Source organism: Pelosinus sp. IPA-1, from assembly GCF_030269905.1.
GTDB lineage: Bacteria > Bacillota > Negativicutes > DSM-13327 > DSM-13327 > Pelosinus.
In genome coordinates this window covers 292,389-307,011 of record NZ_BSVC01000005.1, presented here as the reverse complement: position 1 = coordinate 307,011, position 14,623 = coordinate 292,389, and the positions used below count along the sequence as shown (strand labels likewise).

At 40.9% G+C, this 14,623-nt stretch carries 15 protein-coding genes; 5 read left to right on the top strand and 10 right to left on the bottom strand.

The genetic code is table 11. The features are described from left to right. Positions 1-29 precede the first annotated feature (29 nt). Positions 30-377, top strand: coding sequence for a hypothetical protein (locus tag QSJ81_RS14220; protein ID WP_285718038.1), 348 nt, complete (start codon positions 30-32; stop codon positions 375-377). A gap of 98 nt (positions 378-475) precedes the next feature. Further along, complete coding sequence (locus tag QSJ81_RS14215) at positions 476-1,024, top strand: glutathione peroxidase (protein ID WP_285718037.1); 549 nt, start codon at positions 476-478, stop codon at positions 1,022-1,024. A gap of 123 nt (positions 1,025-1,147) precedes the next feature. On the opposite strand, the gene QSJ81_RS14210 is transcribed toward QSJ81_RS14215, so the two are convergent. After that, complete coding sequence (locus tag QSJ81_RS14210) at positions 1,148-1,774, bottom strand: hypothetical protein (protein WP_285718036.1); 627 nt, start codon at positions 1,772-1,774, stop codon at positions 1,148-1,150. 222 nt (positions 1,775-1,996) lie between these two features. Between QSJ81_RS14210 and QSJ81_RS14205 the strand changes: the two genes are divergently transcribed. Further along, positions 1,997-3,121: a DNA alkylation repair protein gene (locus QSJ81_RS14205; RefSeq protein ID WP_285718035.1), complete on the top strand. Its 1,125-nt coding sequence runs from the start codon at positions 1,997-1,999 to the stop codon at positions 3,119-3,121. Positions 3,122-3,195: 74 nt separating this feature from the next. Here the strand turns inward: QSJ81_RS14205 and QSJ81_RS14200 are convergent, their stop codons facing one another. The 7 genes from QSJ81_RS14200 to QSJ81_RS14170 form a co-directional block, all read right to left on the bottom strand. After that, the gene (locus tag QSJ81_RS14200; RefSeq protein ID WP_285718034.1) at positions 3,196-3,564 is read right to left on the bottom strand and encodes an FxLYD domain-containing protein; all 369 of its coding nucleotides are present in this window, start codon (positions 3,562-3,564) and stop codon (positions 3,196-3,198) included. A 411-nt stretch (positions 3,565-3,975) separates the two neighbouring features. Beyond that, the gene (locus tag QSJ81_RS14195; RefSeq protein ID WP_285718033.1) at positions 3,976-4,908 is read right to left on the bottom strand and encodes a branched-chain amino acid transaminase; all 933 of its coding nucleotides are present in this window, start codon (positions 4,906-4,908) and stop codon (positions 3,976-3,978) included. 42 nt (positions 4,909-4,950) lie between these two features. Beyond that, positions 4,951-5,664: an ABC transporter ATP-binding protein gene (locus QSJ81_RS14190; RefSeq protein WP_285718032.1), complete on the bottom strand. Its 714-nt coding sequence runs from the start codon at positions 5,662-5,664 to the stop codon at positions 4,951-4,953. Between the two features lies 1 nt (position 5,665). After that, positions 5,666-6,427 (bottom strand): ABC transporter ATP-binding protein, encoded by a 762-nt coding sequence (locus QSJ81_RS14185; RefSeq protein ID WP_285718031.1) that lies wholly within the window; start codon positions 6,425-6,427, stop codon positions 5,666-5,668. Further along, positions 6,424-7,404, bottom strand: a complete 981-nt coding sequence (locus QSJ81_RS14180; protein WP_285718030.1) for a branched-chain amino acid ABC transporter permease — start codon at positions 7,402-7,404, stop codon at positions 6,424-6,426. Before QSJ81_RS14180 ends, QSJ81_RS14185 begins: the two co-directional genes overlap by 4 nt. A 2-nt stretch (positions 7,405-7,406) precedes the next feature. Next, positions 7,407-8,288 (bottom strand): branched-chain amino acid ABC transporter permease, encoded by an 882-nt coding sequence (locus tag QSJ81_RS14175; protein ID WP_285718029.1) that lies wholly within the window; start codon positions 8,286-8,288, stop codon positions 7,407-7,409. Between the two features lie 32 nt (positions 8,289-8,320). Beyond that, entirely contained in the window at positions 8,321-9,487 is a 1,167-nt protein-coding gene (locus tag QSJ81_RS14170) for an ABC transporter substrate-binding protein (protein ID WP_038674465.1), read from the bottom strand. 598 nt (positions 9,488-10,085) lie between these two features. On the opposite strand from QSJ81_RS14170, the gene QSJ81_RS14165 reads away from it, so the two are divergent. Beyond that, positions 10,086-10,718, top strand: coding sequence for a class I SAM-dependent methyltransferase (locus tag QSJ81_RS14165; protein WP_285718028.1), 633 nt, complete (start codon positions 10,086-10,088; stop codon positions 10,716-10,718). 145 nt (positions 10,719-10,863) lie between these two features. Here the strand turns inward: QSJ81_RS14165 and QSJ81_RS14160 are convergent, their stop codons facing one another. Together QSJ81_RS14160 and QSJ81_RS14155 are read right to left on the bottom strand one after the other, a co-directional pair. Beyond that, positions 10,864-11,631 carry a C39 family peptidase gene (locus tag QSJ81_RS14160; RefSeq protein WP_285718027.1) on the bottom strand — a complete coding sequence of 256 codons (768 nt, stop codon included), beginning with the start codon at positions 11,629-11,631 and terminating at the stop codon, positions 10,864-10,866. A gap of 148 nt (positions 11,632-11,779) precedes the next feature. After that, a complete protein-coding gene (locus QSJ81_RS14155; protein WP_285718155.1) occupies positions 11,780-12,742 on the bottom strand; it encodes an NAD(P)H-dependent glycerol-3-phosphate dehydrogenase in 963 nt (320 codons plus the stop codon). A 285-nt stretch (positions 12,743-13,027) separates the two neighbouring features. Here QSJ81_RS14155 and QSJ81_RS14150 point away from each other — a divergent pair, with 285 nt between their 5' ends. Next, complete coding sequence (locus tag QSJ81_RS14150) at positions 13,028-14,605, top strand: bifunctional metallophosphatase/5'-nucleotidase (RefSeq protein ID WP_285718026.1); 1,578 nt, start codon at positions 13,028-13,030, stop codon at positions 14,603-14,605. Positions 14,606-14,623: the final 18 nt, after the last annotated feature.

The window sequence follows — 14,623 nt, the reverse complement described above, 5'->3', positions numbered from 1 at the left end:
AGTTTGATAAAAAAGTAGGGGGATAAAAGATGGATGCAAAAGTAATAGAAGCCTTTCATATGATGTGGGACAATTTTCCTGAGGCAGTTATGTTAATACATAAAAGTAGAGAGATTTTAGCTGTAAATAATGCTTGTCGTAATGCTGGAGGGGTCGTAGGGGGAAAGTGCTCAGAACTCGGCGGACCTGAACGGCATAAAGGGTGCTTAGCTAACCAGGCTATAGCAACAAATAAAGCAACCTACTCGAAAAGTGAAGTGGGAGGAAAGGAGATTATTGGTTATTGGATACCTGTCACGGGTTATCCAGATATTTATGTTCACTTTGGCGTAGGAATTATGGTCGATTATAATAAACCCTGCTCTGGTAATACTTAAAAATCATGTATATGGTGCTTTTCATTGAATATCGTATAGTGAAATGCATTTCGATTATACTATAATCGAATAAGACAGAGGAAAAGGAGTGGACAGTTATGGGTATTTATGATTTTAAAATGAAGTCCATTGATGGGAAAGAAGTATCCTTGGCAGATTATAAGGGTAAGGTACTACTGATTGCAAATACGGCTAGTAAGTGTGGATTTACTCCCCAATATGAAGAGTTGCAAGAACTTTATAAGACATATCAGGAACAAGGTTTGGTCGTTTTGGGATTTCCAAGCAACCAATTCGCCGAGCAAGAGCCAGGAAGTAATACCGAAGTACATAATTTTTGTCAAATTAATTATGGGGTTACATTTCCTCTCTTTGAAAAAATGGATGTTCGGGGAAAAGGTGCTCATCCGTTATTTACCTATTTGACGGAAAAGGCACCATTCAAAGGTTTTGATTTGAATCATCCCATTGGTGGAAAATTACAAGGCGTTCTGCAAGAGAAGTTTCCAGAATTTCTTAAAGGAAATGACATTAAGTGGAACTTCACTAAGTTCCTTATTGATCGGGAAGGGAATGTTGTAGGACGTTACGAACCAACAACTGCACCTTTAAGTATGAAAAAAGATATTGAGAAGCTGCTTAAATAGAACTTCTCCAACTTACCCTTACTATGTGTATAATAGGAGTTATATACATGGTAAGGGTTTTATTTTAGTAGTAGCCTTGCGAAACTAACCAAGGAACTAGATTGACTAAAGAGTCAATCTAAGTTAAAAAAAATCTTCATCTTTTACTTTAGCTGATTGTTGTAGGGTAGTCTTTATGCGATATTCTGTGAGGAGAATAGAGAGATAAGCTACGCATTCCACGATTTCTTCCATGATTTCAAAGTGCATCACCTTTTCGGCGATATTGGCGACGACAAAGGCGAGGATGACTAGCAGGAATTCACCAATAGGGAAGTGGCCTTGCTGAAATAGTTGATAGGGGATCGCAAGCAATTTATACTTCATAACCGCAAATAGCCATAACAGGATAACCACTCCAATTGTAGGATATACGATTGGCGCATAAGGCAGCTGAGAGACAGGTATAAAGAAGGGACCAGTAGTAGGATTGATTCCTAAAGGATAGAAGACCCTGCCCCAGCTCATTTCACGTCCGGCCATTAATAGCCATAGGGGGATTGACCAAGTCAAGAAACGGGCATGATGATATCGGGCAGTCGCTTTAGCCTCCTGCCGCCATTTGGCAGTCAGTAATGCTCCCATGAGAAGAATTACGACTTGTGACCACTCTAACGGACTATTTTCAAAGCTAAAAGATGGCGGCAATTGTTTGCCGATAAAATAGGAAAAGAAAATAATCGTAATAAGAAAATATTTACATAGATACATTTAAGGACTTCCTTTGCATGGAATAATTTTACATTTTAATTCTACCACAAAAAAAAGCCTTCAGCAAGTATGGATAGACGTAGTAATGGCTCTGTGCCTTCTTTGTTATTCTGATAGCTATATTGATGCTATAATTAATTAGGTGATGAAAATATAGAGAAAATAATTACAAGGTTAAGAACCATTGACTGGTGATGAATCGCCGCAGGGAGGAAATAGATTATGCCAGAACCTTTGAAGGACATGTACAATGAAGAATTTTTGCGTCAATTTGGCAAGAAGATATATGCCGTATATAGTGATTTTGATATAGAGGGGTTTATCGGAAATTTACTAGATAATACATGGGACGGGCTTGCCTTGAAGGCGAGAATGAGGAAGATTACGGAGAGTCTTGGGCGTTTTTTGCCAGCAAAATATGAAGAGGCTCTGGACATATTATACGCGATTGACGAGGAATGTGTTGGGTTTCCTTATTTGTTCTTTCCTGATTTCGTAGCAGTGTACGGCCAAGGGGAAAAACATTGGGAGCTTTCTATGGAAGCACTAGAACGGTTCACGATAAAGTCGTCTTCGGAATTTGCTGTAAGGCCCTTTATAATGAGCAATCCCGAGAAGATGATGTGCCAAATGGTAAAATGGGCGCATCATCCAAACGAGCATGTTCGGCGGCTTGCCAGCGAGGGTTGCCGGCCCCGTTTGCCCTGGGGAGAAGCACTTTCCATGTTCAAACGGGATCCTTCTCCAGTTATTCAGGTATTGGAGCTATTGAAGGCCGATCCTTCCCTTTATGTGCGCAAAAGCGTTGCTAATAACTTAAATGACATAGCAAAGGATCATCCTTCGGTTGTGCTTGAAACAGCACGCCTTTGGAAAGGTGTGCATTCCCACACGGACTGGATTCTACGGCAAGGATGCCGAACCTTGATTCGTAAAGCCGATCCTGAAGCCCTGGCCCTATTTGGTTATGCGCAAACGACAAGTGGGGCTTTACTAACAACCAGCGCTTCCCTGCTGGTGGAACCGCAAGCTCTAGTGATCGGCGAGAGCTCTGAGTTACGATACCAGCTTTGTATTCGGGAGGGTGAGGCAGTACACGTCCGCATTGAATACGGGATCGATTTTGTAAAGGCAGGGGGACGTTTATCACGTAAACTCTTTCTGTTATCTGATAAAACGGTACCTGGCGGTGCAGAGCTGAGTGGCACGCGGAGGCATCATTGGGCAGATCTGACAACCCGTCGTCATTATCCCGGTGAGCATAAAATTGTGCTATTGATAAACGGGCGGGAAATCGCTGATACAATGCTGAAGCTCTCGGCGAATAGCAAAGATCATAACATATAGGACGTATTAATAGAGGCCAACGATCCAAACACATTTCGGGTGCATTGGATCGTTGGCCTCTATTGCTATAATCTTTATTTTGCATAGGCATCTACTTCGGTGATTGTAGCGGTTACCGTTCCAGCAGGAGCAGGTGGATAAAACTTAAATTTAGCCAGTTCATTTTTTGCAACATCACGGACAATGACAAGGCCATGGTCAAGTTCCACGCCCTTCCCATCGATAAAAGCACACCTAAGACCAATAAATTCGACATCTCTACCAGCAGCATTCTGAAGAGTTCCAATAAAAATGTTTACCCCTTTGGTATCTGTTTCCCAGCCCGTCCCTTGAAACTTTATCAAATCGGGACTGATTTTTTCAGAGGCCCCACAAATTACTATTGATAGATTCAGCATAAGTACTACAACTAGGACTATGTAAAACGATTTTTTGATTTTCATGATTGTAACCTCTCTTTTTTAATGTTTTTAGTTAAGAAAAATGTCACAGATACAGGTCTATCTGAGCAATTTTAAAAATCTCCTTTAGTAATGTATTTCCCATTAAAATACAAATTCCTGCAAGATCTCTTAGGAGTTCTTGCAGGAATTTTAGTTTCTGTTGCAGGTTTATTCTATAAGCCCTATATTACTTTGTCTTTGGATAAAGAAGACTTGATTCAGATGGAGTTTTAACTCCATCTGAATCTTAGTCGCACTTATCCAGGGACTTAGCCGCTCTTAACTCCCACTTATATAAGTGAGCCTTGGGTCCGGAGACCCCTAGTTCGAACTTATTTCGAGTTTACAGCCTGTTTCCCTGACCGTCAAGGGCAGGAATTACAGACTGTTAACGAGATGAAGATGGGAGTCTTAGAGCGGTTTAGTCATCGGATAAACAGGTGTACAAAAATCCGCATATTTTTCTATCTTAGCAATGGTAGTTTTAAAGAATAATTCCTTCAGCTTTTCGCAGATAGGTCCTTTATGACCATTACCAATTTTTCTATCATCCACTTCTACAACAGAGACAACCTCCATCGCAGTGCCACTAAAGAACACTTCATCCGCCCCATATAGTTCTGTTCTGGTAATGCTGCGTTCGATCACTTCGATACCTAGCTCCTGCCGTGCCAACAGCATAACCGTGTCTCTAGTAATGCCTTCAAGAATGTTATCAGCAGGTGGTGGCGTAATTATTTTCCCATTACGCACCATGAATACATTTTCCCCCGGGCCTTCGCAAACATGGCCATTTCGTGTTAAAAATAAGGCTTCATCATACCCTTTACTTACAACTTCTATAGAAGCTAATGCAGAATTCATATAAGCAGCTGTTGGTTTGGAACGGGGTGGTATCATATTGTCTCCTAAACGTTCCCACGTAGTAAAAGCAGCGCGCAGTTCATCTTTGCCAGTAAAATTTCCCATAGGCTGGCAATAGATGATAAGCCGATTGTCATCATCTAATAGAGTAGGGGCAATATGGTTTGAGCCCTTAAAGGCAAGAGGTCGAATATAAGTGGTGGTCTGGAAGTTATTTTTCTTAAGTAATTCAAGAGTGGCTTGGCATAATTCATCAACAGTATAAGGAATGTTAATAAACAAGGTTTTGCAAGATTGCAAAAGGCGTTCATAATGTTCTCGCAAGCGAAATACATACAATTGTTTCTCCGTATCATCCCAGTAAGCTCTTATTCCTTCAAAGCAGCCAAGACCATAATTAAACCCTTTACATCGCACACTGATATTTACCTCATTCTCCGGAACAATCTTTCCTTCATAAAAAACATACATCGTATCCATTTATATAACTCCTCCAATCCTATTATTTAGTTTTGCGAATCGTTAGCCTGTTTTCTTTCCACCTAGATAAGCTTCCATTACCCGAGGGTTATTCGCTATATCCTTTGCGGATCCATGAAGAATCATTTTCCCTGTTTCTAGCACATAGGCGTATTGGGCGATCTTTAAAGCCTGCCTTACATTCTGCTCAACAAGTAAGATGGTCGTTCCTTCTTGGTTAATTTCCTGAATTACCTTAAAGATATCGGCTACCACTAATGGTGCTAATCCCATAGAAGGTTCGTCTAGAAGTAGCAGCTCCGGTCTCGCCATTAAAGCCCTACCGATAGCAAGCATCTGCTGCTGACCGCCAGAAAGGGTTCCTCCTAATTGTGCTTTGCGTTCTTCGAGGATCGGAAATCGGCGAAAAATGCGCTTCATATCATCGGCTACTTCATTATCTCTACGTTGACATGCTCCCATCTCTAAGTTTTCCAGTACTGTCATCCGAGTTAAGATATTACGCCCCTCAGGCACAAGAGAAAGCCCTGTACTAACAATCTTATGAGTTGCCATACCACTAATATGTTGCCCTTTAAACAAGATTTGGCCAGAATCTTGTTTAATAAGTCCCATAATAACTTTCATCGCGGTAGTTTTTCCGGCGCCATTGGCGCCGATCAAGGAGACGATAGAGCCTGCTGGAACATGTAGGTCAATGTTTTTAAGGGCCTTAATATTTCCATAGCCAGCGGCAAGCTGTTCAATTTTCAGCATGTTACTCTTCCTCCTTGCCCAAGTAGGCTTCTACTACTGCTGGATTATCCTGCACGAATTGGGGAATTCCTTCCGCAATTTTTTTGCCAAAGTTAAGAACCACCAATTTATCGCAGATATTCATTACTAAGCCCATATCGTGTTCGATCAGGATAATAGCTGCGCCTAGACTCTGGATTTTCTTTATTAATACCTGTAGATCATCCGTCTCACTCTCATTCATGCCAGCGGCAGGTTCATCAAGCAGAAGTAAGTGGGGCTGAGATGCTAAGGCTCTAGCAATTTCTAAGCGGCGTTGCTTGCCATAGGGGAGGGCTGCTGCGAGGGACATTTCATCTTTACCGATCCCTACCAGATGTAGCAATTCTCTTGCTTTCTCCCGAGTCTTTTTTTCTTCTTGCTGCTGGACCTTAGTTTGCCAAACACCTTGCCATAGGCCAGATCGAGTACGGCAATGCGCTCCTACCAGTACATTGTCTAAAGCCGTGAGATGGCCGAATAACCGGATGTTTTGAAAGGTTCTAGCAATACCGAGTTCTGTAATTTTATGAGGCTTTAAGCCAACCAAAGGGCGATTTTGATAAAGTATCTTACCGGAACTGGGTGGCAATACGCCGGTAATCAAATTGAATAAAGTAGTCTTGCCAGCACCGTTTGGCCCAATGACTCCTACGATTTCTCCTGGATTGACGGTGAAATTTACATCTGCTAAGGCCATAAGACCTCCGAATTGTTTTGTTACTTGCTCAACTGCTAAGGTCATTTTGTCGCCCTCCTCGGAAGTTCCTCTTGCTTAGAAGCCAATGGTCTTGCAGTAAGTTTTCTTTGCCAAAAGCGCAAGGTATCTTCGCTGATAAGCCCTTGAGGACGAAAAGCCATCATAACTACCAAAATACCACCATAAATCATTTCGCGATATTCCGTAGCAAAACGCAGTACTTCAGGCAATAATGTGAGGATTACTGAACCTAAGAGGGGGCCCCAGACCACATCGCTACCACCAAGAACAGCAAATAGCAATATTTCTACGGCTCGATGGTAAGCAAAATCTTTTGGGCCAATGTAGAAGGTGACATGAGCGGCCAAACCACCAGCAATACCAGCCACAAAAGCACCCATAAAAAATGCTAATAACTTATAGTAGCGAGTATCAATGCCAGAAACTTCCGCAGCGTGTTCATCTGCTTTAATCGCAGCAAAAGCTCTGCCAAGGCGAGAAGTACTTAAGCGTAAGGCAAAAAAGACCAAAAATCCTAAAATCAGCGCAAGAATAAGAATGACGGAAATGCTGCCTAGCTGACGTACGCTGATTCCACCAATGCCTGCTGCTAAGCCCAGAGAAGTGAGCCCCTTACTGAGCATGACACTCATGGAAGGAATACCTGAAAGACCTAACGCACCGTTTGTGATGCCAAGGTTTAGAATGATTACCCGCACAACTTCGCCAAAACCAAGGGTAGCAATTGCTAAATAGATGCCCCGTAATCTGGTAGTAGGAATACCAATTACCGCCGCCATCAGACACGCAGCAGCACCGCCGATTGGGACAGCTACATAAAGGGGTACGCCAGCCTTCAAGGTCAGAATTGCCGAAACATAAGCTCCGATACTCATAAACCCTGCATTGCCTAAGGATAATTGCCCTGTCGACAGAGTCAGATAGATGCTAATACCCAGAATAGCATTGATGATAATAAACATTAAAATCTGCAAATAATAGGGATTTAATAAAAAGTCCATGTCTATCGTCCTCCTTGCTGCTCTTGGCTGCCAAAAAGCCCTTGGGGACGTATAAATAGCAACACAATAATGAATCCAAAAGCTACTGCATCTCGGTAAGAAGAGACGCCATAAGCCACACTGAATACTTCAGCCACACCGAGTAGTAATCCGCCAACCATGGCTCCAGTAATGTTGCCTAACCCTCCTAGAATCAATACTGCCAGCCCTTTAAACCCCATAGTAATTCCCATGGTTGGTTCGATAGCATTAAATGCCAAACCGACAAGCACGCCTGCGCCGCCTCCCAAAGCGGATGCCAGCATTACCGTAAACACAATAATTTTTTGTGTATCAACACCTAACAGATTTGCCGTTTCAATATTTTCCGCTGTAGCACGAATTGACTTGCCTAGTTGCGTCTTTGACAACCAGAAACGTAGTACTAACATCAAACCAAAGGAAATGGCTAAAATTAGTATTTGTACTGCGGAGATTTTAAGTCCGCCTATCTCAAAAATTTGAGTGGAATAAACTGGGGGAAAAGATTGGGCCTCAGGGCCAAACAGGCGAAGTGCCAAACTCTCTAAGAAAATAGATACCCCAATTGTGCTAATAAGTGGAGCCAGTTCTGACACTTTGCGGCGCCGGAGTGGCCTAAGTGCCAGACGCTCCATTAAGTATCCCAGCCCAGCTCCAGCTACCATAGCTCCCAATAAGGCACCAAAAATACCAATATTGAATTTGGTAGCTAGAATCAAGCCAATAAAGGCCCCAAACATAAAGATTTCACCATGAGCCATATTAACGATATTCAGTACACCGAAGATCAAAGTATATCCTAAAGCAATCAAAGCATAGGTACTGCCTAGCGTGACGCCGTTAACCATTTGCTGCCAAAACAAGGTAAATCCCCCCAGTCAAACTTGCCTACTGATTATTTTAATTCCGTGAACTGACCATCTTTTACGACGAGTACAGTAACATCCATGGCTGGATTACGTTTTTCGTCAAAAGAAAACTTACCCGTCACGCCAGAATAATCTTTTATCGTAGCTAACGTATCTCGCAATTTTTTGGAGTCCGTTACAGATCCTGATTTTTCAATTGCAATTGCCATGATTTGCAATGCATCATATGCCTGTGCGGCAAACTGGTCAGGTTCTTTGTTATATTTCGCTTTGTAAGCCGCAATAAAATTCTTAACCTTTGCATCATCTTTTCCAGGGAACCAAGGGCTAGCTACGACAGCACCATTTGCTGCACTGCCAGCGGATTTGATAAGCTGAGGTGAATTAAACCCATTGTTGCCGATAATGGGAACTGTGATCCCAATTTCCCGTGCTTTTTTAAGAATTAGGGCTCCTTCTTGGTACAGTCCAGCGACTACCACGGCATCAGGATTAAGAGTAGCTATTTTGGTCAACTGAGCAGAGAAGTCCGTATTTTTATCTTGGAAAGTCTCTACGGCAATCATTTCAATTCCATTTTCCTTCAATGCTTTTTCAAAAATCTTAAAACCTGCAACTCCTAAATCGTTATTATCGGAATACATCACAGCTACTTTTTTCAGATTATATTTTTCTTTGGCTTTTTTCACCGATTGAGGTATGGCTGCGAACTCTGGTAAAGAATTACGGAAAACATAATCACCAATTTCCGTAATTCCTTCTACTGTCAATGAGGTCCCCATGATAGGTATCCCTTCTTGATTGACAATAGGACCAACGGCAAACATTTCACCGCTGAGTGTTGGGCCAATTATTCCTAATACATTGTCTTTATGAATTAGCTTATTTACCGCATTAATAGCTTCATTTTTTTCACCCTTAGAATCTTCAAAAATAAGCTCTAGTTTCACTTTCCCATTGGCGTTGATTTCATCTCTCGATAACTCTAAACCTTGGCGAATGGATTCACCATATGCCGCGCCAGCTCCTGTGAGGTAAGAAACAACTCCTAGCTTTGCAGTACCTTTGGCAGAAGTCTGGTCTTGGGTGGCTGGCTTTTCACTGCTGCTACAACCTCCAATTAGAATCATCAATGAAAGTACTAGAAAGCTCACGATCCAATTCTTTTTCAACATTTGTTTTTTCCCTATCATTTTTCTTCTCCACCTTTTTTATATCTAATTTTCACTTTACCAAAACACCGCGCTCTATTTGCAAAACAAAAAGCCCCTATCGATGCTCCTGAAAGCATCGATAGGGGCGACGATACGCGGTACCACCCTACATTGGACTCATAACGCCTGTTAATCAACAGACTTCCGAATAACGCTCGGCAGCGCTTTTGCTTACCAATACCTGCAGGTATTATTCACCAAAAGAGTTCCTAGGTGAGAGGACTGCAACAATGTTACTCTGGCTCACACCACCCGCCAGCTCTCTGAAGTGTTTATTGATTGCGTCGCTCCTAGTCATTACTTTTTAGTATTAAATTTGTCAAAATGCAAGATTGATTAAAATCTTGTAATATTATATACATTATCACAGGACATTGCTCTTTTGTCAATAGCGATAACCTTAATGTAAATATTTAAACTATGTAAATTTGTAAATGTCTTATTCCGAGAAGAGGGAACGGAGAGTACCTATGAATTAGTAAAATAATACTTATAATGTAAAAAATCAGCAGGGATTAGCATTTATCCAAGAGAAGCTATAACGTAGAATATGCAAATAATTCTTGGAGGTAAAAGAATGACTGACCCAAGGATATATTGGAATAAACAGTACATAGCCAGCGACAATAAAAGAGTTACATATGACTTATGGCTGGATAAATATGAACATATCTTAAATGCTTCAAAAGACACTTCTATAATTGATCTAGGCTGTGGGCTTGGGAATGATACGATGTACTTGTATGAACGCCATTACAAGATTATTTCCTGCGACTATTCGGAGGAAGCTTTAAAAAAGCTAGAATTTTTTATGGATGATCCGGTTACAAAACTTTTTGATATGAAGGGTGGATTACCTTTTGAAAGTGAAAGTGCGAAAGTCATTATTGCGGATCTGTCATTACATTATTTCTCCTGGACTGAAACTAAAGAAATATTGAATGAAATAAAAAGAGTTTTAAAAGAAGATGGTTTTTTGTTATTAAGAGTTAACTCAGTTAAAGATACTAACTATGGAGCAGGGAAAGGTATTACGATAGAAAAGAATTACTATAATATTGATGGAAACTTAAAAAGATTTTTTGATAAGGAGCAATTAGAAACACTTTTTATAGATTGGAATGTTGAATATATAAATGAATATGAAATGAACCGATATACAAATAGTAAAATGCTTTGGGAGCTGGCTGTGAAAAAGGTGAATGGTTAAGGTTAAGATTTATAACTGTAATTCGGGGTCATCCTCCAAATAAATACTCCTGCAAAGAGCTTAGCTTTGCAGGAGTATTGTGCTTTATAAGCAGTATGGAAGACATAGGAAAGATGAATTTTCATTTTAAAGTTTTGGCTGTTCATTAGGATTGAGGAGCTTTGACTGTTAACCACTGTTGTGTTTTTTGACCTTTTGGCAGCATATGGGCGTCAAACCACATGTAGTAGAATTTTTCTACTGGATTAACAACGTAGCCGTCCTGGAAGTGATCTGCAGTATCATAAGAGTCTGCTAAGATAAGGACATCATCTGCCACCGTCTCTGTTCCCATAGTATCATAGCCGATAATGACTCTCCAATGTCCACCCCAATCAATATTTTCCACCATTATAGGAGTATTATTTTTTAAGTTCGAGGTTACAAATTCTTTAAAATCGGTAACGCTTGAAAAAGTCGTACCATCTTTCTTAGCTGTAGTTAGACTGGATTTAACATCCCAACCAATGGACTTGAAGAATGTAACCATCCCACTCGTATCCGTACCGATTGCCTTTTTTGTTCCCATTATTTTAGCGATCTTAAGCTCATCCCATTTTGTGTTCCCTGAATAATACAGCACTGTTAAAGCGGCTGCGGGACCGCAAGTGATTTCTGTTGTTTGCTGATAGGTTTTATAATTGGGTAAGATTGTTAATGTATCAGTTGACTTCATATTGTAAAAATCGACGGCTTTGTAATAGGGAGAGTCTTTAACATTACCCACACCGTTATAGGAAGATGCACCCTCACTGGTAAGATCATAGCCAGAAGGATAAGGGATCACATTACTTTCTGCAAAAGCCATATTCGCCCCACCAAAACTAATTCCTAAAAAAATGTAAGTAAGTAATAAATACAATCGTATCTTCACGTTATCACTCCATTCATAAGTTTAGTGTTGTTAGTCTTTCATACATTGTAGTGTCGATTTCTTTTGTTTATGCTATCATTTCCTGCGTTATTACAAAAAATCGAAGTTACATCGGAAATGTACTTTTTAATAGTCTCTTGTATTTCTTTTAAAACTCAAACTTAATCGGCCTCAAAAACAAATCCAGCAGTTTTTCTTTTGGATCTGCATTCTCAAAGATAATTTCGTAGAGAGCATCACAAATCGGAAGTTCTACTTCATATTTCTGTGCTAAATGCCTTACTGCTTCTAGTGTAGAAACACCTTCCGCTAATTTATTAAATTTTTCACCACTTACAAAAGCTTGCCCAAATCTTCGATTGTTGCTATGCAAAGAAAAGAGTGTTGCCTCATAATCTCCCAAATGACTTAATCCGTAGATCGTTGCATCATTACCGCCCATGGCTCTCACAAGACGTGATATTTCTCTTGTGCCTCGTGACATGAGTGCACCTTTCAAACTGCTATAGCATAACCCATCTAACATTCCTGCCGCTAGTCCTATCACATTTTTCGCAGCAGCCCCAATCTCATTTCCAATTAGATCTTGCCCATAATAGAACCGTATTAAGGAACTGTTGAATTCTGCCACTATTTTTTTTGTTACCTCAATGTCATCAGAACCGATCACCATACAATTAGGTATTTCCTTAACAAAATCCTGTACATGCCCCGGACCTACCCAAATGGCAATGTTTTGACTTCCTCCCATTTCCTCACTAAATACTTGCGATAACCTTTTGCCACTGTTGGCTTCGATGCCTTTCATGCATAAAATGAATATTTTATTTCCCAACTCTTGCTGTAAGCTTATGTTATGTGCAAATGAGCGTAACTCCTGAGCGCTAATTGAAATAATAATGATCTCACCAAAAGATACTGCTGCTTCTAATGAATTACTTAACTGGATATCTTGTGGTAATGTTAGATAATCGTTCATTCTAGATTCTTTTAGTTTTAAATAATTCTTGGAATTTTCTCTGCCCCATAACATTACCTGATGCCCAACTCGATTCGCATACCAAGCTAAAAAGGTTCCCCAACGGCCGCATCCTAATACAGTAACCTTCACTAACGTCACCATCCTATCATCATCACTCAAATAGTTATCAAAATCCATGATTGTCGTACTATTTAAGTTCTCTAAGTTTCCAGTAATTATTCCATAAGCTTAGTAGCGTTTCCTGCTGTGCCAATCACAATAGAACCAAAGCAATCCTTGTGTCCCTCATTAAAAATTACTTTTATTGGTACAATGGTTGGCAGGAAAGAGGATACAATAAGAAGAAACAGAGCTCAATAGTACTTTTGAATAGTTCAATAGGGCGTTTGGCAATAAGGATGGGGAGGGGTTAGAATGAAGCATGTATCTTTTTGCAGGAAATGGATGATGACGGCTGTTTTGATGTTCACTATGCTGTTTATCTCAGGGCAGGCGATGGCCGAGGGTATGGGCGGGAAGCAGGATGTTGTTCAATTACAAATTCTAAGTATCAATGATTTTCATGGTGCATTAACGGAAAGCGGTAAGAATCCGGGAGCCGCTAAACTGGTAGCCTATATTGAAAAAGTGAGAGACCAGAATCCGGAGGGAAGTATAGTCGTCAGTGCCGGAGATATGTTTCAGGGCAGCCCTGATTCCAACCTTCTGTATGGGAAAACAGTGGTTGATGTAATGAACTATGCTCGATTTAATGCAATGACCCTTGGAAATCATGAATTTGACTGGGGAATTGATGTGTTAAAACAGCGTATTCAACAATCAGCTTTTCCGTATATTTGTGCCAATGTAATTGATAAGCGAACAGGGAAGCCGGCTGATTTTGTAAAACCCTATACTGTGTTAGAACGGAAAGGAGTAAAAATCGGTATAATCGGTATCGCTACACCGGAAACGGCTTATAAAACCAATCCGAAAATGATAGAAAATTACGCCTTTGCAGATCCTGTTACAACAGTCAGAACGTTAGTTCCTGAATTAAAAAAGCAGGGTGTACAAATCATCATAGCGTTGACTCATCTTGGTAGCGAAATGGATAACCAGGGAAATCTTCATGGAGACGCCGTTCAGCTGGCCCAGGAGGTCGATGGATTGGATGCCGTTATCTCAGGGCATTCCCATCAGGAGGTATTTGGTCAAGTACATAATGTGCCAGTGGTGCAAGCCTATTATAATGGTCGGGCAGTAGGAAAGATTGATATTACCTATAATAAGAGAACCAGAAAGGTTGAAACTGCAGTTGCCAGTGTTACAACCCTTTCTTCTATGGATCAGCTGCCGGATCAACAAGTCAAAGCAATGATTGAGGATTCACAAAAGGAAATAGCACCCGTTAAAAATATTGTGGTAGGTCATACTCTCAATGCCTTGTCCCATGACCGCAATGAACTGGCCCAAACGACTTTGGGCCAGTGGGTAACGGATACGTTAAGACAGACGGCAGGCGCGGATATTGCTTTTCAAAATACGGGAGGACTGCGTACCGGGATTATGTCCGGAGACATTACCATGGGTAATCTTTATGAGGTTATGCCCTTTGACAATACATTGTTCACGGTAGAGATGACCGGTGCACAGATTATGCAAGTCCTTGAATACGGCATCGGCAATAAAAAAATAGGCATGTTGCAGTATTCGGGTTTAAAAATAGCCTATGAAACCCTTTCTCCGGCAGGGTTACGTATTGCCGCTGTGATGGCAACAGATGGTACTTTGCTGCAATCCGAGAAAAAATACAAAGTTGTCATCAATGATTTCATGGCCGTTGGCGGTGATGGATTTACCATGTTCCGGGAAGGGACGAATCTGTATGATACGGGTATTCCTATTAGGGATATTATCGCAGAAGCTCTACGCAAGCAGCAAATCATTGACTTTTCGCCAGATGATCGATGGCAGGCGGTGCCTGCTGGTGAGCTTCTGGATGCTGCCTGATCCAAATAGGTGTGACAC